The sequence below is a fragment of the Blastococcus sp. SYSU DS0510 genome (assembly GCF_054050835.1).
The window spans coordinates 1-21,156 of record NZ_JBJHAC010000014.1; the positions used below are offsets into that span (position 1 = coordinate 1).

The window sequence follows — 21,156 nt, forward strand, 5'->3', positions numbered from 1 at the left end:
CCGAGCCAACCCCGACCGTCAACGCGACCGCCTGATCACCCAGCTCCGCGCCCTCGGCTACCGCGTCACCCTCGACCCCGTGGCATAGATCCGTAGGCCAGCTGCGGTCGATTTACTTCACAGCAGCCGGTCGAGGTCGTCCGGCCCGGGGGCGGTGCCGCCGGAATCGGGCAGGGGTGAGGCGTCGGGGACGTCGTCGTCGGGGGGCTCCGGGGCCACCGGCCCCTCGGCGTAGAGGGTGTCGGGGTCCCGGGGGTCCATCTCGCGCGGCACGGACGGCGACTACCCGGCGGCGGCGCGGTGAACCCGCCCGGCCCCGCGGTGACCGCTCAGGTGCCGCAGAAGGTGCGGTACGCCCCGAAGTCCTGCGGCGCGGGCCCCGCGTAGCGCTCCAGGCCGGCCCGCTCGTCGAAGGGCTGGGTCACGGCCTCCAGCAGCCGCCGGAGCGGCGCGAGGTCGCCCTCGGTCGCCTCCTCGAGGGCCTCCTCGACGAGGTGGTTCCGCGGGATGTAGACCGGGTTGACGCCGTCCATGCCGTCGGCGTCGGGGTGCAGCGCCCGCCAGCGCGCCAGCCAGCCGTCGATGCCGGCCAGGTCGAGGAAGAGCAGGCGCACGCGCTCGACGTCGCCCCGGGCCGCCGCGCCGAGCCCGCGGAACAGCGAGGTGAGGTCGACGTGGTCGCGGGCGAGCAGGGCCAGCAGCTCCTCGGCCAGCTCGCGCACCACGGCGTCGTCGGTCCCGTCGGGCAGCCCGAGCTTCGCGCGCATGCCGGCGGTCCAGGCCGCCTCGTACCGCGGGGCGAACTGGCGCAGCGACCCGACGGCGAGCGCGACCGCCTGCTCCTGGTCCTCCGACAGCAGCGGCAGGAGCGCCTCGGCCAGCCGGGCGAGGTTCCACTCCGCGACCACCGGCTGGTTGCCGTAGGCGTAGCGCCCGGAGTGGTCGATGGAGCTGTAGACGGTGGCCGGGTCGTACGCGTCGAGGAAGGCGCACGGGCCGTAGTCGATCGTCTCGCCGGAGATGGTGGTGTTGTCGGTGTTCATGACGCCGTGCACGAAGCCGACCAGCATCCAGCGGGCCACCAGCGCGGCCTGGGCGGCGACGACGGCGTCGAACAGGGCCAGGTAGGGCTGGTCGGCCTCCGCCGCCTGCGGGTGGTGCCGGGCGATGGCGTGGTCGGCCAGGCGGCGGAGCAGGTCGACGTCGCCGGTGACGGTGGCGTACTGGAAGCTGCCCACCCGCAGGTGGCTGCTGGCCACGCGGGCGAGGACGGCGCCGGGCAGCAGCGTCTCGCGGCGCACGGCGCGGCCGGTCGCGACCACGGCGAGGGCCCGCGTCGTGGGGATGCCGAGGGCGTGCATCGCCTCGCTGACCACGTACTCGCGCAGCATCGGGCCGATCGCGGCGAGGCCGTCGCCGCCGCGGGCGAAGGGCGTGCGGCCCGAGCCCTTGAGGTGCAGGTCGCGCGGGGCGCCGTCCGGGCCGGTGAGCTCGCCGAGCAGCAGGGCGCGCCCGTCGCCGAGCCGCGGGGTGAACCCGCCGAACTGGTGCCCGGCGTAGGCCTGCGCGACCGGGGTGGCGCCGTCGGGGACGAGGGTGCCGGCCAGCAGGCGGACGCCGTCGGGGGAGCGCAGGGTCGCGGCGTCCAGACCCAGTTCCGTGGCCAGCGGCTCGTTGAGGAGCAGCAGCCGGGGATCGGGGGTCTCCTCGGCGTGCCAGGGCACCGACATCTCCGGGAACTCGCGCGCGAAACGGTCGTCCAGGACAACGGTCCGTGCCGGTGCGGAGGTCACGCCCCCCAGGGTACGAGCGAACCCGAGGGTCGGCCGGGGACGATCAGGCGCTGATGGTCTCGCGGCGCTGCAGGCGGACCCGGCGGCGCTCGCGCTCGGAGAGGCCGCCCCAGATGCCGAAGCGCTCGTCGTTGGCGAGGGCGAACTCGAGGCACTCGGCGCGCACGGGGCAGCCGGTGCACACCCGCTTGGCGTCGCGGGTGGAGCCGCCCTTCTCCGGGAAGAACGCCTCGGGGTCGGTCTCGGCGCAGAGGGCGTCCAGCCGCCACGCCTCGGGGGAGGCCGCCTCGGCCGGCCAGGCCGGGGCGGTGAAGGCGTCGAAACCGGCGTCGAAACCGGTGTCGCAGCCGGTGTCGAAACCGGCGTCGGCGGGGCCGAAGTCCTGGGCGGCGGAGCCGGGAACCAGGGTGAGCACGGGGCGGGAGAAGGAAGACACGGGAAGCTCCTCGGAGGATGTGGTGCAGGCGGGGTGACGGACCGGTACGGCCTGCTTGCTACCTGTGACGTTACGGAGCCGGGGCCGCGTCGGCACTGGCAGAATCCACACGGAACCGGCTCGTCCGATTGGCAGGTCTGCGGCCGCGCGTGGACGTCGGGCGGCGGGATCCCCGGAGGCTGCCTAGCCTCCGGAGGTGGCCGGAGCGCACCTGACCAACCCGTGGACGGCGGCCGAGGACCCCGTCGACGCCGTCGTCACCGACCCGATCACCTGGCAGCAGGGCGTCCAGGCCCTGGTCGTGCTCGTCCTGGGCATCGTCCTGGCGATCGTCGTGCGCCGCGGTCTGGTGCGCGCCATCGACCGGGAGGGCAGCCGCCACGTCGGCCTGGTCGTGGGCCGCTTCGCGAGCGTGGTGATCGGCGCCGTCGCGGCCGTCTACGCCCTCGACCTGCTGGGGGTGAGCATCGGCCCGCTGGTGGGCGCCCTGGGTGTGGGCGGGATCGCGATCGCCTTCGCCGCGCAGGACATCCTGCAGAACTTCATCGCCGGCGTCCTGCTGCAGGTGCGCCGTCCGTTCCGGGTGGGGGAACAGATCGGCAGCGGCGACCACGAGGGCGTCGTGGAGGACGTCAACCTGCGCACCACGGTGCTCAACACCTACGACGGTCTGGTGGTGTACCTGCCGAACGCCGAGGTGCTCAAGCAGCCGATCGTCAACTACACCCGGACGCCGCTGAGCCGCACCTCGCTGACGGTCGGCCTGCCCTACGACGTCGACCTCGACCGGGCGCGGCAGGTGCTGCTCGCCGCCTGCCTGGAGACCGACGAGGTGCAGGCCAGCCCGCCACCGGAGGTGTGGGTGGAGGAGTTCGCGGACTCCTCGATCAACGTCGCGGTCCGCTACTGGCACGCGGCGGACATCGCCAGCCGGTGGCGGGTGCGCAGCGCGGTCGCCATCTCGGTCAAGACGGCGCTGGACGCCGCCGGGATCTCCATCCCCTTCCCGCAGCGGGTGCTCTGGTTCCCCGAGGGCCCCGGCTGATCAGCTGCGGCGGGAGCGGCCCCGCGGACCGCCCTGCCGCCCGCCGAGCGCTCGGCCGGCCGCCCGCCCCGCCGTCCGCCGACCACCGCCGACGGGCCGGCGCTCGCGCTCGCTCTCGCGCCGGCCGGCCGGGGCGCTGCAGGGCCGGCAGGTGGTGAACCAGGGAGCGATCGCGTGACCGCACTCGACGCACTTGCCGGAGCGACCCAGCGCGATGGCATCGGGGAGCAGCTCGGTGATCATCTCCGCGCACTCCTCCTCGACCCACGCGGCGTCCTCGCTGTCCAGGCCGGCGACGCCGGGGAACTGGCGCAGCAGGGTCTGGGCGTCGCGGGCGGCTGCTGCCGCCTGCTCGTACTCCTCGACGGTGCCCCCGCGCGGGACGTCGGGCAGCACGGTCTCCGGCGGGACCGGGAGACCGACGGCGTGCTGCAGGGCGGCCCGGGCGAGCACCAGCCAGCGGGTGCGGCGCGGCGGGTTGTAGTCGATCGCGAGGTTGACCAGCCGCCACACGGTGTTCAGGTCGCCGGCCGCGCCCAGGGGGCCGCGCAGCAGCGGCAGCAGGGCGTGCACCCGGAGGACGAGGCTCGTGACGTCGTCGGCGGTCATCGCCTGGTCGCGGGTCGCGGCCCGGGCCCACGCCATCCAGCGGGTCAGCGCCTCGGGGAGGTCGACCGCCTCGAAGGCGCCGAGGTCCTCCAGCTCGGGGCGCAGCCGGGGGGCGCGCTTGGGCAGGTCGCTCATCTCGTCGCCGCGGGCGACCGCGGCGCCGGCGCCGACCAGCGCCGCCAGCGGTTTGAGCCCGCTGACGCCGATCAGGATCCCGGCGGCGCCGTGGCCGGTGAGGCCGTAGCGCCCGGCCCGCCCGGCGATCTGGGCGGCCTCCCAGGTGCGCAGCGGCCGCATCTCCTGGCCGTCGAACTTGGTGGTCTCGGCGAAGAGCACGGTGCTGGCCGGGACGTTGATGCCGTGGCCGATGACGTCGGTGGTGACCAGGACGTCGAGCTCACCGCTGGTGAACCGCTCGATGACCTCCCGCCGGGTGGCCGGAGGCAGCGCGCCGTAGAGGACGCCCACCTTGCCGGGGCGGTGCTGGTCGAGTTCGGCGGCGACCGCGTAGACGGCCTTGCGGGAGAAGGCGACGACCAGGGTCTGCGGCCGGACGTTCGCCGGCCGCACCGGCGCCCGGAGGACGTCCAGCCGCGACAGCCGCTTGTGGTTGACCACCTCGACGTGCTCGGCGTCGGAGACCAGCGGCTTGAGCACGAGGTAGGCCTCGGCGGCGGAGATGAGGTGCATCTGGCGGTATTCGCCGGTGAGCAGGAGCCGCGCCCAGTGGTGCCCGCGGTCAGGGTCGGTGACCCAGTGGGCCTCGTCGAGGACCAGCATCTCGCCGCGGTCGGGGGCCTTCTCCACGGTGCAGCAGACGATGGGCGCGAAGGGGTCGATCTCCTCCTCGCCGGTCGACAGACCCACGGTGCCCTCGGGCAGCTGGGCGGAGAGCTTCGCGTAGGCCTCGTGCGCCAGCTGGCGGAGCGGTGCGGCGTAGACGCCCGACCCGGTCGCGGCCAGCGCCTGGAGGGACTCGTAGGTCTTGCCGGAGTTGGTCGGGCCGAGGTGGAAGACGACCTCCTCCGGCCGGGTGGCGCGGGCTGGCAGCTCCGGTGCGGCGCCCTCGACCCAGCTCTGCTGGGCGAGCTTCTCCTCGCGGGCGGCGGCGCGGTCGGTCTCGCGGGTGGCGGCGCTGTCGGTCTCGCGGGTGGCGCGGGTGGCGTCGTCGGTGCCGCGCGCGGCGGCCGAGCGGCTGGCGGAACGGTTCCGTCGGCGGGCGGGCGCGGGCTGGGGGTGGTGCTCGGGCAAGCGTGATCCTCGAAGTGCTCGGGGGCAGGTGCGCGCCTCTGCCGAGCCGCGTCGTCTCCAGAGCCAACACCGGACGGTGCCGAAGCATGCCCGCGGGGTCGGGAGCGGACCGCTCACCCCGTCCGTGACCGTTCGGGCGCTGTCGTGATGCGGGGGAGGATCAGGATCTCGGTGCCGTCGGGCCGGTAGGTGCGCCATCGGCCGTCGGGTTGTCGTTCGACGCGGAAGCCGTGGTGCACCTTGGTGTGGTGGCGTTCGCAGAGCAGGGCTGAGTTCTCCAGCGAGGTGTTCCCGCCGTCGGCCCAGTGCACGATGTGGTGGACGTCGCACCAGTGGGTGGGGGCGTGGCAGCCGGTGAAGACGCAGTGCCCGTCGCGGGCGTCCACGGCCTTGCGCAGGTGGGCGGGGACGACGCGGTGGGCGCGGCCGACGTCGAGGGGCTGGCCTTCGGGGCCGATGACGATGCGGGTGATGCCGCCGTCGCAGGCCAGCCAGCGGGCCCGGGCGGCGGAGATGGTGGCCCCGAAGCCGAGGGTGGCCGCGCCGGGGCCGGTGGCGGGGTCGATGAGGTCCTCCAGGTCGACCCGGACCACCACCTGGGGTTTGTGGGTGCGCAGCACCGGCAGGGTGCCCGCGGCCAGGGCGTTGTCGGCGAGCTGGACCAGGGCGTCGCCCTGCTGCTGGGCGCGGGTGCGCATGTCCCCGGCGGGCCGGTCGGCCTGCACGATGGATTCCACGGCGGCCTGCACCTTCTCCCCGCCCACGGCGTCCAGTTCGCCGCGGAAGGAGACCGACCCGTCGGCGTGCTTGACGAAGGTGAGGGAGCGTCCCTCGGTGGGATCGGGCTCGGGGCCGTCGGGGTCCAGCCGGGCCAGGTAGTGGGCCACCACCTGGCGCAGTTCGGCGTGCGGGCGGGTGGCGGCGACCTCCGCGAGCGCCGCGTCCACCCCGGCCAGGTCCACACCCTGGGCCTGGGCGGCGGCCAGGTTGGCCGGCGCGGCCACCGGGGCGAGCTCGGCCAGCGCCTCGGAGGTCACCGCCCCCGCACGAGCTGCTTCGGCCAGGGCGGGCAGCTGCTCCAGTGCCCGCCCGGAATGCACCAGCCGGGATGCGGCGGCGGACGAGTACCGGGCGTGCCCGCGCAGCCAGGAGGCCATCGTCTTCTGCCCGTCGTGCTCAGCGGCGCCGGTGAGCTCGCACTGCCGCACCGTGCGGGCGAGCTCGGTGGTCAGCCGGTTGCCGGCCACCAGCAGCGGGGCCAGCCGTTCGATCAGCTGCGGCCCGAACGCGCCCTCGAGCCGCTCGCCGGCCAGGTCGTCCAGCGCGGCGACCAACCGGTCCACCGCATCGGCCGCACCTGTCGAACACATGTACGAATACTACCGCCGGCCGACGACATCCGCAGCCCGAAAGCGCAGGCCAGGGGCCTGTCCACAGATGTCCCGGCAGGCTTGACGCGGCCGGATGACCACCTGTCGAACGGCGAACGGCCCGCCTGCACGGGCAGGCGGGCCGTCCACGAGGGGCGGCGCGGCTCAGCGCGGAGCGGCGCCGACCGTCTCCCGGTCGCGCGCGGGCTCCGACTTCTCCAGCGCGGCCCCCTCGACGTCGAGCACCGGCAGCCACTGCAGCCAGCGCGGCAGCCACCAGGCCCGGTGGCCCAGCAGCGCGAGCGCGGCGGGGACCAGCACCATGCGGACGACGAAGGCGTCGAACAAGATGCCCGCTGCGAGGGCGAACGCGATCGACTTGATCGTGGGCTCACCCGCGGGCACGAACCCGGCGAAGACCGAGAACATGATCAGCGCCGCGGCGACGACGACCGGCGCGGCCTGGCGGAACCCGGTGCGGATGGCCTCCAGCGGCGCGGCGCCGTGGCTGTGCGCCTCGTGCATCCGGGACACCAGGAAGATCTGGTAGTCCATCGCCAGCCCGAACAGGATGCCGATCACCAGGATCGGCGTCAGGCTGATCAGCGGCCCGGTCACCTCCAGGGCGACCAGGTCGGCCAGCCAGCCCCACTGGAACACCGCGACGGCGGCGCCGAGCGACGCACCGACGGTGAGCACGAAGCCCAGCACGCCGACCAGGGGCACCAGGAGCGAGCGGAAGACCAGGACGAGCAGCACCAGCGCCAGGCCGACGACCAGGAGCAGGTAGACCGGCAGGGCCTCGTTGAGGCTGTCGGCCACGTCGACGCTCACCGCGGTGGCGCCGGTGACGGAGGCCTCGACCCCCTCCAGGTCGGCGAGCTCGGCGCGCAGGTCCTCGACGAGCTGCTCGGTCTCGGCGGTGGCCGGCCCCGACGCCGGGATGACGTTGAGCAGGGCCGCGGTCCCGTCGGCGTTCGGCGTGGGCGGGGTCACCAGGGCGACGTCCTCCACGCCGGCGACCGTGGCGCCGGCTGCGGCGGCGGCCTCGGGCGCGCCCTCGCCCTCGAAGAGGATGGTCAGCGGGCCGAGGAAGCCCTCGCCGAAGCCCTCCGTCAACAGCTGATCGGCCCGCGCCGCCGTGGAGTCCTCGGCCGGCTCCTGCACCAGCGTCGTCCGCATGGAGAAGAACGGGATGGCGATCACGCCGAGCACCACCACCGCCAGCAGCAGTGAGACCACGCGGTGGCGGGTCACCGTGGCGACCCAGCCGGCGAGGAAACCGCGGCCACCGGCGTCCGCGGGCGTCATCCAGGGGAAGGCGTCGGTGTCCATGACGGCCCGGTGCCGGCGGGGGAGCGCCCGGCGGCCGAGGAAGCTCAGCGCCGCGGGCACGAGGGTGATCGCCACGAGCACCGCGACGACGATCGTCGCCGCGGCGGCGATGCCCATCTGGGTGAGGAAGGGGATGCCCACGACGGAGAGCCCGAGGAGCGCGATGACCACGGTCAGCCCCGCGGTGACCACCGCCGACCCGGCGGTGCCCACGGCGGTGGCGATCGCGGTCCCGACGGTGGAGCCGTGCCGCAGCTCCTGCCGGAACCGGGTCACGATGAACAGCGCGTAGTCGATGCCGACCGCGAGGCCCAGCATCGCCGCGAGGATCGGGGTGGTGGAGGAGAGCTCGGCGAAGCCGGTGGCGATGGTCACGCCGAGGACGCCGATGCCGACGCCGACGACGGCCGTCAGCAGGTTCATGCCGGCGGTGACGAGGGAGCCGTAGGTGACGGCCAGGACGACGAGCGCGACGACGACGCCGATGACCTCCGCGGGGCCGCCGACGTGCGGCGGCTCCTGGATCGCCTGGCCGGTCACCTCGACGGTGAGCGCGCCGTCACCGGCCTCCTCGACCGTCTCCAGGAGCGCGTCCCGCTGCTCGGGGGCGACCTCGCCGAGCCCGCTGTCGAAGGTCACCGAGCTGTAGGCGGTGGTCTGGTCGGCGTTCACCGTGGGCGCCGCGGGGTCCAGCGGGTTGCTCGCCCCCGCGACCCCGGGCAGCCCGCCCAGCTCGGCGACCAGCTGCCCGACGGCGGTCGCGTTCTCCGGCGTGGTCAGCGTCTCGCCCTCGGGCGCGGCGATCACCACCCGGGCCGACGCGCCCCCGGCGGCACCGAACTCCTCGCCGATCCGCTCGAGGGCGGTGGTCGACTCCTGGCCGGGGATGTTGAAGGCGTCGGAGGTCTCACCGGCGAGGGTGGCCGCGCCCGCGGCGCCGGCGACCAGCACCACCAGCCAGACCAGGATCACCGGGAGCCGGCGCCGGTGCGCGAGCGCACCCAGCCGGGACAGCACAACAGCCATGGGGGATCAGGCCTCCACCTGGTGGGGAACGGGAAGGGCGGCGCCGGGCAGGCGGTGCCCGAGCGCGTCGAAGCAGGTGGCGACGATCCAGGGCCGCCACCGGGTGACGTCGTCCTCCTGATGGGCAGTCAGGCTCAGCACCGCCAGCGCGGTCAGCGCGCCCAGCACCCGGATCGCCCGCTCGGAGGTGGGCGCCCCGGGGTCGACGCCGAACGCCTGCAGGGCGGCCGCGCCGGCGGCCTCGACCTCGGAGGCCGCGCAGTCCTGCTCGCCCTGGGTGATGGGGGCCAGGAGGAGCGCGACCACCCCGGGGTGGGCCAGGGCCACGTCGACGAGCACCTCGAGGGCGCGCCGGTCGCGCTCCGGCCCGGGCGGCAGCTCGCCGACGGCGGTGAGCACGCGCTGCCCGAGGACGCCGGCCTGGGCCAGCACCGCTCGGTACAGCGTCTCCTTGCTGGCGTAGTGGTGCAGCAGCCCCGCCTTGGAGAGGCCGACCGCGTCCGCGACGTCCTGGACCGACGTCTTGGCGAAGCCGCGGCGCGCGAAGAGGGCGGCGGCCTGGTCGAGGATGCCCTCGTCGATCTGCTGCCGGAACGGACGTGCCACGTCGCACAGGCTACGGGCTACCGACCGATCCGGTAGGGGGACCGACCGGATCGGTCGGTGCCGTTGGCCACACCGGGCCGGGGGTCAGCGGCCCAGGTGCTCGGCCAGCACGGTCGTCACCATCCGGTGGTCCGCCAGCTGGGGCAGGCCGGAGACGGCGACGACGCCCACGGGGCCGACGTCCCGCACGAGCAGCGGGAAGGCGCCGCCGTGCGCGGCGTAGAGCTGCGGGTCCAGCCCGAACTCCGCCTCGAAGGTCGTGCCGCGCTCGATGCTGTCCTGGCGGACGTGCAGGGAGCTGTGCCCGAACCGGTGCACGACCCGGGACTTCCGCTCGATCCAGGAGGCGTTGTCGGGCGTGGCGCCGGGGAGCGCGACGGAGAAGAGCCGCTGGCCGTTGCGCACGATCTCGATGGCGACCGGCGCGGCGTCGCGGCGCGCGGCGGCGACCAGCGCGCAGCCGAGCACCCAGGCGTCCTCGTGGGTGAAGGAGGTGAGCTGGAGCTCCTGCTCCTCCGCGGCGAGCTCGGCGACGGTGGGGAACGGCTGCGTCATGGGTCCTTCCTACCCGGCCGCCGGCTCCACGTCCCGGCGCGTGCGCGGACCGGTTCCGGGTAGCCGTGCGTCGAGGGAGGGGTGCACGCATGGCTGTCGCCGCACGGTTCGACGCGTTCCAGAGCAGGCATCCCGCGGTCGGCTTCCCGCTCGCGGTGGTCTACAAGTTCGTCGACGACCGCGGGCCGCACCTGGCCGCGCTGATCACCTACTACGGGTTCGTCTCGCTGTTCCCGCTGCTGCTGGTGCTGACCTCGGTCCTCGGCTTCCTGCTGCAGGACGACCCGGAGCTCCAGCAGCGGATCCTGGAATCGGCGCTCTCGGACTTCCCCCTGCTGGGCCCGGCGCTCGTCGAGAACATCGGCACGTTCCGGGGCAGCGGGGTGGCGCTGGTCATCGGCATCGTGGGCAGCCTGTACGGCGGCCTGGGCGTCATGCAGGCGGCGCAGGCGGCGCTCAACCGGATCTACGCCGTCCCCCGCTTCGCCCAGCCCAACCCGCTGCTCTCGCGGCTGCGCAGCCTGCTGCTGGTGCTGGTCCTCGGCGTGGGGGCGGTGGCGTCGACGGCGCTGACCGCCGGCGTCACCACGTCCTCGGACGTCCTCCCGCTACCGGGACCGCTGGTGACGGTGCTGGGGACGCTGGCCGGCCTGGCGATCAACGTGGGCATCTTCCTGGTGCTGTACCAGGTGCTCACCGCCCGCCGGCTGGACTGGCGCAACGTCGCGGTGGGCGCCGGGATCGCCGCGGTGCTCTGGGAGCTCCTGCACGTGCTGGGCACCTACTACTTCGGCACGTACGTGACGCGGGTCAGCGACGTGTACGGCGTCTTCGGGGTGATCCTCGGCCTGGTCGTCTGGATCTACCTGCAGGCGCTCGTGGTCGTCCTGGCCGCGGAGATCAACGTCGTCCGGCACCGGCGGCTCTACCCGCGGTCGCTGCTGACCCCCTTCACCGACGACGTCGAGCTGACCCGGGCAGACGTCCGTGCCTACACCGGCTACGCGCGCAGCGAGCGGTACAAGGGCTTCCAGCGGGTGGAGGCATCCTTCCGCAAGGACGCCCCGCCGGGGCCGGGTGACGTGGAGGGCTTCCCTCGGGAGGTCCCGGGGGAGCTCTCCGACGCGGAGGGGGAGGCCGGCGCCCGCCCGCCGGGGTAGCAGGCGCGCCGAGGCCGGCACCCTCCCGCGGTCGTGCGGTGCCAGCGACCGGCGAAGCCGGCTCAGCGGTAGACGACGTCCACGCTGCGGAAGGCGCCGAGCGCGTGGTCGGCGGTGAAGTAGCCGTGGTCCCGGCGCACCCGGTCGGCCGCCTCCTCGGCGAACCGCAGCACGTCGTCGACGAAGAGGTCGCGGTTGCCGATCGCGTCGAGGATCGCGGGCTCGACGTCGTAGTCGACGTTCCCGGTCTCGTCGGACATCGCGTGGGTGTGCGCCAGCACCCGGCCGCAGATGCCGGCGTACTGCTTCCACTCCCGCGGCGACAGGGAGCCCAGGCCGATGTCGTCCCGGTACGGCGCCCGCTCGCGCACCATGAAGCTCTCGCCGTCGATGTCGACGCTGCCGTAGAAGACGTCCCCGCTGACCAGGTGCACCCGCTGGGCGTGCCGGATCCGGTCGGCCTGGCCGTCCACCTCGTAGCCGGACGGCGGCACCAGCCCGGAGAGCGCCGAGCGGCGGGCGCGCTTGAACTCCAGCAGCAGGTCGTCGGTCCCGTCGTCGCGGACGCCGGCGATCAGCACGTAGTAGCGGGGCAGCCCCAGCGAGGCGGTGCCGGCGCCGCGCCGCTCGGCGACGTCCTTGACCCGCATCCCGCCGGCCCGCTCGGGCACCGGCACCTCGTTGCCGGCCACGAACCGGTCGACGATCCCCTGGAACTCGGCCCGGCGGCTGCTGACCGGCACCAGCTCCTCGTCAGTCCGGAACCCGCTCCGGGTCTCCTCCAGCAGGCCGGCCAGCCAGTCGGCGCGGCTGGTCCCCAGCGCGCCCGCGATCGCTCCGCGATCAGCGGCGGCGCGTTGTCCATCCGCAGCTGCTCGGTCTCCTCCCGCCCGTCGGCGGCGTAGGAGGCGATGCCGGCCGCGTAGCCGCGCAGGAACCGCTCGGCGATGGCGCGCTGCTTCTTCCGGCCGTACCCGGACTTCTCCGCCGCCCCGAGCAGGAAGCCGACCGTGCCGCGCTTCAGGTCCCAGGTGAAGGGGGCGTAGTAGGCGTCGTCGAAGTCGTTCACGCCGAAGATCGGCACGTTGTCCGAGCTGGGCATCACCCCGAAGTTGCCGGGGTGCACGTCGCCGAGGGCGAGCACCGTGGGCAGCCGGGCGTCCTCGCCGACCAGGTCGAGGAAGAAGTGGAAGACCGAGCCGGCGAGCTTGTCGAACTTCGCGCGCGCCTCCAGGTCACCGGTGGCGATCCGCGTCTCGTGGTCCTCGCGCACGGTCTCGCGCACGTGCACCCGCCGGTCGTTGCCGGTGAGCATGCGGGGGATGAGCACCATCTCGCCGGCCGCCCGGGCCTCGGCGAGCCGGCGGAACGCCTCGACCCGGGAGCTGATCTGCCGGCGGCCCGCCCCGGGGCGCTCGGTCTCGTGGAGCGCCGCCGGGCGTTCCGCGTCCTGCAACGCGGCGACCAGCTGGTCCTTGGCCATCCGGCTCCGCCCCGGGATGCCGCGCTCGCGGGCCAGGCGCAGGAGCTGGTCTCGGGTGGCGGTCGTCAGCTGGGTGTCGGAGGGCATGCACCCGGCCTACCCGCCGGCGCCCGGGCCAGGCACGACGATCGTGTGACGGATCCCGAGGTCAGCGGGGCGCCGTGGCGTCCTCGGCCTCGAGGGCTGCGTTCCACTCGCGCTTGCCCGACTGCCAGCGGTCCTCGGTGTCGCCCCGCCGCCAGTACCCGGAGATCGACGTCCACTCCGGGTCGAGCCCCCGCCCGGCGCGCAGGTGCCGGCGCAGCTCCCGGACGGCGTGGGCCTCGCCGTGCACGAAGACGTGCCCGCTGCCGGCCGGCAGCGGCTCCGCCCGGACGGCGTCGACCAGGAGCGTGCCCGGCTCGGCGCCGTCGCGGTGCAGCCAGCGCAGCTCGACGCCCGGGCCGACGACGAGGTCGTCCTGCTCCTCCTCGGCGCCGGCCACCTCCACGAACACGAGCGCGCGGGCCTCCGCGGGGAGCCGGTCGAGGGTCGCGGCGATCGCCGGCAGCGCGCTCTCGTCCCCGGCGAGCAGGTGCCAGTCGGCGTCCGGCCGGGGGGCGTAGGCGCCACCCGGGCCCATGAACTGGATGCGGTCGCCGGAACGCGCCGCCGCGGCCCAGGGGCCGGCGAGCCCCTCGTCGCCGTGGTGCACGAAGTCGATGGTCAGCTCACCGGCGACCGCGTCCCAGGCCCGCACGGTGTAGGTGCGGGTCACCGGCCACTGGTCGGCGGGCAGCTCGGCGCGCACCTGCTCGACGTCGTAGGGGATGGCGTAGGAGGCGTCCGCCGGCGGGAACAGCAGCTTGACGTAGCGGTCGGTGTACTCCCCGTCCGGGAAGCCGGCCAGGCCCTCGCCGCCGAGCACCACGCGGATCATGTGCGGCGTGATCCAGGAGGTCCGGAGGACCTCGCCGATCCGCGGGGTCCGCCTGCGGGGCGGTCGCCCGTCGTCGTTCCGCCGTGGCTCGCTCATCGCTGCTCCGCTCCCGGCCGCGCCGGGCGACCGCAGTACCGACCGTGCCGCCGCCCCCGGGACGCGGGGAGCGCGGGTGCTGTGCGCGCGGTGCCGTCCGGTGCCGTCCGGGTCCGTCCGGACGGCGGTCGGCGCGCGTGGACGACGCTACAGAGGCCGATGATCACCGCCGGCGGTCGGCCCGGGGGCAGCCGTACAGGTCGAGGGCGCCGAGGGCCGGGTTCCGGACGGGGACGGGCATGGAGGGCGAGCTCAGCGACGCGGCCCTGCGGCTATGTTCCCCGGGTGGGAACTGCAACCACCGGCACCGCGGCGCACCGCTCGGACGCCGGGTCGACCGTGCTGGACGTGCTGGCGCTGGAGGAGATTGACCGGGACCTCTACCGGAGCACGCTGCTGTTCACCGATCCCTTCCCGCTCTACGGCGGTCAGGTGGCGGCGCAGGCGCTGTACGCGGCCGGGCGCACGGTGGCGGCGGACCGTCTCCCGCACTCGCTGCACGGCTACTTCCTGCGCAGCGGGGACGCCGCCCGGCCGACCGTCTTCCGCGTCGACCGGGACCGCGACGGCGGCTCGTTCTCGGCCCGGCGGGTCGTCGCCATCCAGGGCGGCGAGGTCGTCTTCAGCATGGCGGCGTCCTTCCAGGTCCCGGGCCCGGGGCCGGACCTGCAGGTCCAGGAGGTCCCCGCCGTCGACCCGCCGGACGGATCGCCGGTCTTCGAGCTGCCCCGGCTGTTCTCCGTGGAGGGCCGGCGGCCGCCGCAGCCCTTCCCCGACGCGCACTGGCCCACCCGCTTCTGGGCACGGTCCACGGTGCCGCTGCCCGAGGACCGGCTGGTGCACGCCTGCGTGCTCGCCTACCTGTCCGACATCGGCACCGGCCTGTCGGCGCTCCCCGACGACGAGGCCGCCCCGGGCCCGAGCCTGGACCACGCGGTGTGGTTCCACCGGCACGCCCCGCTGGACGACTGGGTGCTCATGGACATGGTCCCGCGCACCGTGGCCGGCGGGCGCGGCTGGTACACCGGGTCGATCACCACGGCCGACGGCGTGCTGGCGGCGAGCTTCGCGCAGGAGGCGCTCTTCCGGCCCGGCCGGAACCCTTTCCGCCCGGACCGGTGACCGTCGGTCACGCCCTCGCTCCGGGACCGCGCGGACTGCGCGTCGACCCGCGGTCGTCTAGACGTCATGACGTACGGTCGGGTGGACCCGGCCCACGAGCGCGAGGAGCCAGCCGGTGCGCATCGGAATCCTGACCGGGGGCGGGGACTGCCCCGGCCTCAACGCCGTCATCCGCTCGGTGGTCCGCACCGCGGGTGCCCACTACGGCAGCGAGGTGGTCGGCTTCCGCGACGGCTGGCGCGGCCTCCTGGAGAACCGGTACACGCCGCTGGACGTGGCGGCGGTCGACGGCCTGCTCACCCGCGGTGGCACGACGCTGGGCTCGGCCCGGGTCGCGCCGGAGAAGCTGCACGCGGGCATCGACGAGATGAAGTGCACGCTCGACGAGCACGGCATCGACGTCCTCATCCCGATCGGCGGCGAGGGCACGCTCACCGCGGCGCACCTGCTGTCGGAGGCGGGTGTCCCGGTGGTCGGCATCCCCAAGACGATCGACAACGACATCGACGGCACCGACCTCACCTTCGGGTTCGACACGGCCGTCAGCATCGCGACCGAGCTCATCGACCGGCTGCACACGACGGCCGAGTCCCACCAGCGGGTGCTCCTGGTGGAGGTGATGGGTCGGCACGCCGGGTGGATCGCGCTGCACGCCGGCCTGGCCGCCGGCGCGCACCTCACCCTGGTGCCCGAGGAGCCGTTCGACGTCGACGAGGTCGTCCGCCTGGTGTGCGAGCGGTTCGCCCGTGGCGACTCCCACGTCATCGGCGTCGTCGCCGAGGGCGCGGAGCCGCTGCCGGGACAGATGGCCTTCCGGCGCGGCGGCGTCGACGAGTTCGGCCACCGCCGGTTCACCGGCGTCACCCAGCAGCTGGGCGAGGAGCTGGAGCGGCGCACCGGCAAGGAGGTGCGGGCGACCGTCCTGGGTCACGTGCAGCGCGGGGGGACGCCGACCTCGTTCGACCGGGTGCTGGCCACCCGCTTCGGCCTCCACGCCACGATCGCCGCGCACGAGGGGCACACGGGTCAGATGGTGGCGCTCCGGGGGACGGAGATCGACCTGGTCCCGCTCGCGCGGGCGGTCGCCCGGCTGAAGACGGTGACGCCGCAGCGGCTCGCCGAGATCCGGGCCTTCACCGGCTGAGCGGCTGGCCGGCGCCGGCCGGCCCGGCCCATCCTCGGGCGTGCCCCCGCACCCCGCCCCCGAGGACCGGTCGGTGCTCACCCGGCCGTCGGCGCCCCCCGACGACGTCCTCCGGTACGGCCCGGCCGCGGAGCAGGTCGCGGATGTCCGCCTCGCGGCAGCCGCCCCAAGCGACCGCCCGCTGCTCGTGGTGGTGCACGGCGGCTTCTGGCGCCCGGCCTACGACCGGGCGCACCTGGGGGCGATGACCGAGGCGCTGGCGCAGGCCGGCTGGCGGACGGTGGCCCCCGAGTACCGCCGCGTCCCCGGCCGCCCCGGCCTGGCGGTGGCGGACGTCCACGCGGCCCTGCAGGCGGTCGCCGGGCGGCCGGACCTCACCGGCGGCCGGCAGGTGCTGCTGGCCGGGCACTCGGCCGGCGGGCACCTCGCGTTGCACGCGGCCGCGACCGCCGCCGCCCCACCCGCCGGCGTGCTCGCCCTGGCGCCCGTCGCGGACCTGCGGCTGGGGCAGGCCCTCGGCCTCGACGGCGACGCGGTGGCGGCCTTCCTCGGGGAGGACGCCGACCGGCGCCCCGACCTGGACCCCGCGCGGCTGCCGGGGCCGGCCACCCCGGTGCGGATCGTGCACGGGACCGGGGACGGCGTCGTGCCGCCCGAGCTGAGCCGGTCCTACGTCCGGGCCCACCCCGCGGCCGGGCTCCACCTCGTCCCCTGCGGCCACTTCGCCCTGATCGACCCCCGCAGCGACGCCTGGCCGGAGGTGCTGGGCGCCCTGGACGCCCTGAGCTGACCGCTCAGAACGCGTCGAGCCGGGCCAGGAGCGTCGGGCCGTCCCAGGTCGGCGGAGGCATGATCCGCCGGATGGTCAGCAGGGGATGGGCCGGGTCCTGCGGGTCGGCGAGCTGGAACGCGGCCCGGTAGCCCGCCGCCGCGACCCGGGGCAGCGCCTCCGGGGACCACATGCCGTGGGGGTAGGCCATGGTCTCCACCGGGTGGCCGAGGATGCCGGCCAGCTCCTCCCGCGGCCGGTCGAGCTGGACCACCCACTGGTCGCCGCTGAGCCGGTCGACCCGCTGGTGGTCCCAGCTGTGCGCACCGATGGTCATGCCCGCCGCATCGAGCTCGCGCAGCTGGTCGGCGCTCAGCCAGTTCGGCTTGCCCAGGACGACGGTCATCGGGAAGAACGCGGCCGGGAAGCCGAGCTCCCGCAGCAGGGGGAGGGCCACCGAGTGGTGGGTCGCCGAGCCGTCGTCGAACGTCAGCAGCACCGGCCGGTCGGGCAGGGGCGCGCCGAACTGCAGGTGGTCCAGCAGCTCCGGCACGCCGATCGGGGTCCGCCCGCCGTCGCGGAGCGCCTGCAGCTGGGCCCGGAAGATCCCCGGCGGCGTGATCATCGTGCGGGCGTACGCGCTGTCCTCGGCACGGAACTCGCGCAGCTGGTGGAAGCAGAGCACCGGCACGGTGGAGCGGGCCAGCACCTCTGCCGCCGTCGCCGGGGTCGGCGGGGCGCTGGTCGGCGCGGGCTCGGTGGTGGGGGAGGGGGCCGTCGTGCGGGGGCGGGAGGTCCGCGGGGCGACCGCGGGCTCCGCGGTCGGGCTCGAGCAGGCGCTGAGCAGGGCCGTCCCGGCCGCGGCGAGGAGGGTCCGTCTGCGCACGTCCCCACCCTCGCCGCCCGGGTCGCCCGGGGCAAGCACCCCGGGCGCGGGGTGCCCGGGCCGGGGTCCTACCGTTCTCGGGGGCGTGCCCGGGCCGGGCTCGCGACGAGGAGGTCGTGGCGGCGGTGGGGGACGTGCTCCCGGTCGACCTGCTGCCCGAGGGCATCTCCGGCGGCGTGCTGCTGCTCCTGCTGGTCGCCGCGCTGACCGCCGGGTGGATCGATGCCGTCGTCGGCGGTGGCGGGCTGGTGCAGCTGCCGGCGCTGCTGCTCGTGCCGGGGATCAGCCCGGTCGAGGCGCTGGCCACCAACAAGCTGGCGTCGATCTTCGGCACCACGACCAGCGCCGTCACCTTCCAGCGCCGGGTCCGCCCCGACCTGCGCACCGCCCTGCCGATGGCCCTGGTGGCGCTGGCCGGGAGCTTCGCGGGGGCGTCGGTGGCCGCGGCGCTGCCGGCGGCGGTGTTCAAGCCGGTCATCGTCGTGGCGCTGGTCGCCATCGCCGCCTTCACCCTGCTGCGCCCCTCGCTCGGGGAGGTGACGGCGCTGCGCCATTCCGGCCGGCGACACCACGGGGTGGCCGCGGCACTCGGTGTCGCCATCGGCTTCTACGACGGCATCCTCGGCCCCGGGACCGGGTCGTTCCTCGTGTTCGCCATGGTGTCGCTGCTCGGGTACGACTTCCTGCACGCCAGCGCCAAGGCGAAGATCGTCAACGTCGCCACCAACCTGGGTGCGCTGCTCTTCTTCGCCCCGATCGGCGCGGTCTTCTGGGGTCTGGGCATCCTCATGGGTGCGGCCAACATGCTCGGCGGCTACCTCGGCTCCCGCACGGCGACCACCCGGGGGAGCGGGTTCATCCGCGTGGTCTTCCTCGTGGTGGTCACGGCGCTCATCGGCCGGCTCGGCTGGGACGTGTGGGAGGAGAACCTGAGGCCGCTGCTCGGCTGAGCCGTGGCGCCGCCGGTGGACACCGCGGGCGGCCGCCGACAGACTGCCGGGACCACGCATTCGTCGAGGTCAGCGGGAGGTCGCGGATGCCCAGCCCCTTCGACCGCAGCGGCACGGAGGTCGGGCCGGACGGCATCCGGCGCTACCCCGGCCTGCCGCGGAACCTGGTGCACCTGCTCCGCGCCGCCGTCGACGCCCATCCCGACGCCGAGGCGCTGGTCGAGCTCGGGGGAGAGCGGCTGACCTACCGGCAGCTGTGGGAGCGCGCGGCCCGGGTGGCCGGCGGGCTGCGGGCGGCGGGCGTGGGCCCGGGCGACCGGGTCGCCAACCGCCTCGGCAACGGCAACGACTGGGTGCTCGTCTTCTGGGGGACGCTGCTCGCCGGGGCCGTCGTCGTCCCGGTCAACACCCGGTTCGCCGAGCCCGAGGTCCGCTACGTCGTCGAGGACTCCGGCGCGACCCTGGTCGTCGAGCCGGGCACGCCGCTGCCCGACGGCGAGCCGCTGGTGGTCGACGACCAGGCGCACACCGACCTGGCCGGCATCTTCTACACCAGCGGCACCACCGGCTTCCCCAAGGGTGCGATGACCACCCACGAGAACTTCCTGTCCAACGTCGAGACCTGCCTGCGCTGCCTGGGGCTGCCCCGCGACGAGCGGCTCTCGACCCTGATCTCGGTGCCGCTCTTCCACGTCACCGGCTGCAACTCCCAGCTCCTGGTCGTCACCGCGGTCGCCGGGCGGGCGGTGGTCATGCCCGCGTTCGAGGTGGGCGCGTTCCTCCGCGCGATCGAGGAGGAGCGCATCTCGGTGCTGACGACGGTGCCGGCGATCTACTGGCTGGCGCTGCAGCAGCCGGGATTCGCCGACGTCGACACCTCCTCGGTGCGGGCGGTCAGCTACGGGGGCGCGCCGATCGCCCCCGACCTCGTGCACCGGATCAAGGCGGCGTTCCCGACGGCTCGGGTCGGCAACGGCTTCGGGCTGACCGAGACCTCCTCGGTCTCGACCTACCTGCCCGACGAGTACGCGGCCGAGCACGCTGACTCGGTCGGGTTCGCCGCGCCCGTCGTCGACCTGCGGGTGGACGACCCGGACCCGGCCACCGGCGTCGGCGAGCTGCTGATCCGCGGCCCCAACGTGGTGGCCGGCTACTGGCGCAAGCCCGAGCAGACCGCGGAGACCTTCGTCGACGGGTGGCTGCGCAGCGGCGACCTGGCCCGCATCGACGACGAGGGCCTGGTCTTCGTCGTCGACCGCAAGAAGGACATGATCAACCGCGGCGGCGAGAACGTGTACTGCGTCGAGGTCGAGAACGCCCTGGCCGCCCACCCCGCCGTCGGCGAGGTCGCGGTCGTCGGGGTGCCCGACCCGATGATGGGCGAGAAGGTCGGCGCCGTCGTCGTCCCGCTGCCCGGACGCGAGGTGGACCGCGACGACCTGCTGGCCTTCGCCCGGGAGCGGCTCGCCGACTTCAAGGTGCCGCAGTTCGTCGCCGTGCGCACCGATCCGCTGCCGCGCAACCCCGGCGGCAAGGTGCTCAAGCCGCCGCTGCGCGAGCAGACCGACTGGCAGACCGCCCGCTAGAACCGACCCCCTGGAGGCCCCGCAGTGCCCACCGTCGAGACCGTCCGTGGCCCGATCGACACCGCCGACCTCGGTGCGACCCTCATGCACGAGCACGTGTTCGTGCTCTCCACCGAGCATGTGCAGAACTACGGCACCGGCGACTGGTGGGACGAGGACGAGCGGGTCGCCGACGCGGTGAGCCAGCTCGACGAGCTCAAGGCGCTCGGCATCGACACGATCGTCGACCCGACCGTGTGGGGGCTGGGGCGCTACATCCCGCGGGTGCAGCGGGTCGCCGAGCAGACCGACGTCAACATCGTCGTGGCCACCGGGCTCTACACCTACGACGAGATCCCGCACCAGTACGAGCACCGCGGCCCCGGCCTGGCGTTGGACCTGCCGACCGACCCGATGGTCGACGACTTCACCCGCGACATCCGCGACGGCATCGCCGACACGGGGGTGAAGGCGGCGTTCCTCAAGTGCGTCATCGAGGCGAAGGGCCTCACGCCCGGCGTGGAGCGGACCGTGCGCGCCGTCGCGGCGACGCACAGGGAGACCGGCGCGCCGATCACCGTGCACACGTCCTCGCACAACGAGGCCGGACGGCTCGCGGTGCAGGTGTTCGGCGAGGAGGGCGTCGACCTCACCAAGGTCGTGATCGGGCACGCCGGTGACAGCAACGACCTGGACTACCTCAGCGAGCTCGCCGAGGCCGGCTGCCTGCTCGGCATGGACCGGTTCGGCCTGGACATCTACAACCCGACGTCCTCGCGGGTGGACACGATCGTGGCGCTCGCCGAGCGCGGCTACGCCGACCGAATGGTGCTGGCGCACGACGCCAGCTGCTTCATCGACTACTTCCCCGACCCGGCGGCCCGGGCCGCCTTCCGGCAGGTCCAGCCGAACTGGAACTACACGCACATCAGCAAGGACGTGCTGCCGATGCTGCGCGAGCGGGGGATGACCGAGGAGCAGATCCGGCAGATGCTGGTCGACACCCCGCGGCGCTACTTCGAGTAACCCGGACGGC

Annotated in this window: 19 protein-coding genes and 1 pseudogene; 8 read left to right on the forward strand and 12 right to left on the reverse strand. The window is 74.6% G+C overall.

Features of this window, described 5'->3' with window-relative positions:
• Positions 1-117: 117 nt before the first annotated feature.
• The 3 genes from ACI79P_RS12640 to ACI79P_RS12650 are packed head-to-tail and all read right to left on the reverse strand — an operon-like array spanning position 118 to position 2,229.
• Positions 118-273, reverse strand: a complete 156-nt coding sequence (locus ACI79P_RS12640; protein ID WP_456581403.1) for a hypothetical protein — start codon at positions 271-273, stop codon at positions 118-120.
• Positions 274-329: 56 nt separating this feature from the next.
• A complete protein-coding gene (locus ACI79P_RS12645) occupies positions 330-1,793 on the reverse strand; it encodes a protein adenylyltransferase SelO (RefSeq protein ID WP_456581404.1) in 1,464 nt (487 codons plus the stop codon).
• Between the two features lie 43 nt (positions 1,794-1,836).
• Positions 1,837-2,229 (reverse strand): WhiB family transcriptional regulator, encoded by a 393-nt coding sequence (locus ACI79P_RS12650; RefSeq protein ID WP_456581405.1) that lies wholly within the window; start codon positions 2,227-2,229, stop codon positions 1,837-1,839.
• Between the two features lie 196 nt (positions 2,230-2,425).
• On the opposite strand from ACI79P_RS12650, the gene ACI79P_RS12655 reads away from it, so the two are divergent.
• Positions 2,426-3,274, forward strand: a complete 849-nt coding sequence (locus ACI79P_RS12655; protein ID WP_456581406.1) for a mechanosensitive ion channel family protein — start codon at positions 2,426-2,428, stop codon at positions 3,272-3,274.
• Here the strand turns inward: ACI79P_RS12655 and ACI79P_RS12660 are convergent, their stop codons facing one another.
• The 5 genes from ACI79P_RS12660 to ACI79P_RS12680 all read right to left on the reverse strand — a co-directional run bounded on the left by ACI79P_RS12660 (position 3,275) and on the right by ACI79P_RS12680 (position 10,026).
• Positions 3,275-5,134: a helicase-related protein gene (locus ACI79P_RS12660; RefSeq protein WP_456581407.1), complete on the reverse strand. Its 1,860-nt coding sequence runs from the start codon at positions 5,132-5,134 to the stop codon at positions 3,275-3,277.
• Positions 5,135-5,247: 113 nt separating this feature from the next.
• Positions 5,248-6,504: a DUF222 domain-containing protein gene (locus ACI79P_RS12665; RefSeq protein ID WP_456581408.1), complete on the reverse strand. Its 1,257-nt coding sequence runs from the start codon at positions 6,502-6,504 to the stop codon at positions 5,248-5,250.
• Positions 6,505-6,669: 165 nt separating this feature from the next.
• Complete coding sequence (locus tag ACI79P_RS12670; RefSeq protein ID WP_456581409.1) at positions 6,670-8,865, reverse strand: MMPL family transporter; 2,196 nt, start codon at positions 8,863-8,865, stop codon at positions 6,670-6,672.
• Between the two features lie 6 nt (positions 8,866-8,871).
• Positions 8,872-9,471 carry a TetR/AcrR family transcriptional regulator gene (locus tag ACI79P_RS12675; protein WP_456581410.1) on the reverse strand — a complete coding sequence of 200 codons (600 nt, stop codon included), beginning with the start codon at positions 9,469-9,471 and terminating at the stop codon, positions 8,872-8,874.
• Between the two features lie 84 nt (positions 9,472-9,555).
• A complete protein-coding gene (locus ACI79P_RS12680) occupies positions 9,556-10,026 on the reverse strand; it encodes a heme-degrading domain-containing protein (protein ID WP_456581411.1) in 471 nt (156 codons plus the stop codon).
• Between the two features lie 89 nt (positions 10,027-10,115).
• Here ACI79P_RS12680 and ACI79P_RS12685 point away from each other — a divergent pair, with 89 nt between their 5' ends.
• Complete coding sequence (locus ACI79P_RS12685) at positions 10,116-11,186, forward strand: YihY/virulence factor BrkB family protein (RefSeq protein ID WP_456581412.1); 1,071 nt, start codon at positions 10,116-10,118, stop codon at positions 11,184-11,186.
• Positions 11,187-11,248: 62 nt separating this feature from the next.
• Here the strand turns inward: ACI79P_RS12685 and ACI79P_RS12690 are convergent, their stop codons facing one another.
• The 3 genes and pseudogenes from ACI79P_RS12690 to ACI79P_RS12700 all read right to left on the reverse strand — a co-directional run bounded on the left by ACI79P_RS12690 (position 11,249) and on the right by ACI79P_RS12700 (position 13,684).
• Entirely contained in the window at positions 11,249-11,929 is a 681-nt protein-coding gene (locus ACI79P_RS12690) for a DUF2252 family protein (protein ID WP_456581413.1), read from the reverse strand.
• A 173-nt stretch (positions 11,930-12,102) separates the two neighbouring features.
• Positions 12,103-12,756 (reverse strand): annotated as a pseudogene (locus tag ACI79P_RS12695) (DUF2252 family protein); the annotation flags it as partial.
• A gap of 61 nt (positions 12,757-12,817) precedes the next feature.
• A complete protein-coding gene (locus ACI79P_RS12700; RefSeq protein ID WP_456581414.1) occupies positions 12,818-13,684 on the reverse strand; it encodes a siderophore-interacting protein in 867 nt (288 codons plus the stop codon).
• A gap of 285 nt (positions 13,685-13,969) precedes the next feature.
• Here ACI79P_RS12700 and ACI79P_RS12705 point away from each other — a divergent pair, with 285 nt between their 5' ends.
• The 3 genes from ACI79P_RS12705 to ACI79P_RS12715 all read left to right on the forward strand — a co-directional run bounded on the left by ACI79P_RS12705 (position 13,970) and on the right by ACI79P_RS12715 (position 16,740).
• Entirely contained in the window at positions 13,970-14,806 is an 837-nt protein-coding gene (locus tag ACI79P_RS12705) for an acyl-CoA thioesterase (protein WP_456581415.1), read from the forward strand.
• A gap of 115 nt (positions 14,807-14,921) precedes the next feature.
• The gene (locus ACI79P_RS12710; protein WP_456581416.1) at positions 14,922-15,950 is read left to right on the forward strand and encodes an ATP-dependent 6-phosphofructokinase; all 1,029 of its coding nucleotides are present in this window, start codon (positions 14,922-14,924) and stop codon (positions 15,948-15,950) included.
• Positions 15,951-15,990: 40 nt separating this feature from the next.
• Positions 15,991-16,740 (forward strand): alpha/beta hydrolase family protein, encoded by a 750-nt coding sequence (locus ACI79P_RS12715; RefSeq protein WP_456581417.1) that lies wholly within the window; start codon positions 15,991-15,993, stop codon positions 16,738-16,740.
• A gap of 4 nt (positions 16,741-16,744) precedes the next feature.
• Here ACI79P_RS12715 and ACI79P_RS12720 read toward each other — a convergent pair whose 3' ends face one another.
• Positions 16,745-17,605 carry a polysaccharide deacetylase family protein gene (locus ACI79P_RS12720; RefSeq protein ID WP_456581418.1) on the reverse strand — a complete coding sequence of 287 codons (861 nt, stop codon included), beginning with the start codon at positions 17,603-17,605 and terminating at the stop codon, positions 16,745-16,747.
• A gap of 116 nt (positions 17,606-17,721) precedes the next feature.
• Here ACI79P_RS12720 and ACI79P_RS12725 point away from each other — a divergent pair, with 116 nt between their 5' ends.
• The 3 genes from ACI79P_RS12725 (at position 17,722) to ACI79P_RS12735 (ending at position 21,146) form a co-directional block, all read left to right on the forward strand.
• Positions 17,722-18,555: a TSUP family transporter gene (locus tag ACI79P_RS12725; protein ID WP_456581419.1), complete on the forward strand. Its 834-nt coding sequence runs from the start codon at positions 17,722-17,724 to the stop codon at positions 18,553-18,555.
• A gap of 86 nt (positions 18,556-18,641) precedes the next feature.
• Positions 18,642-20,141, forward strand: a complete 1,500-nt coding sequence (locus ACI79P_RS12730; RefSeq protein WP_456581420.1) for a class I adenylate-forming enzyme family protein — start codon at positions 18,642-18,644, stop codon at positions 20,139-20,141.
• A gap of 24 nt (positions 20,142-20,165) precedes the next feature.
• Positions 20,166-21,146 (forward strand): phosphotriesterase family protein, encoded by a 981-nt coding sequence (locus ACI79P_RS12735; protein ID WP_456581421.1) that lies wholly within the window; start codon positions 20,166-20,168, stop codon positions 21,144-21,146.
• Positions 21,147-21,156: the final 10 nt, after the last annotated feature.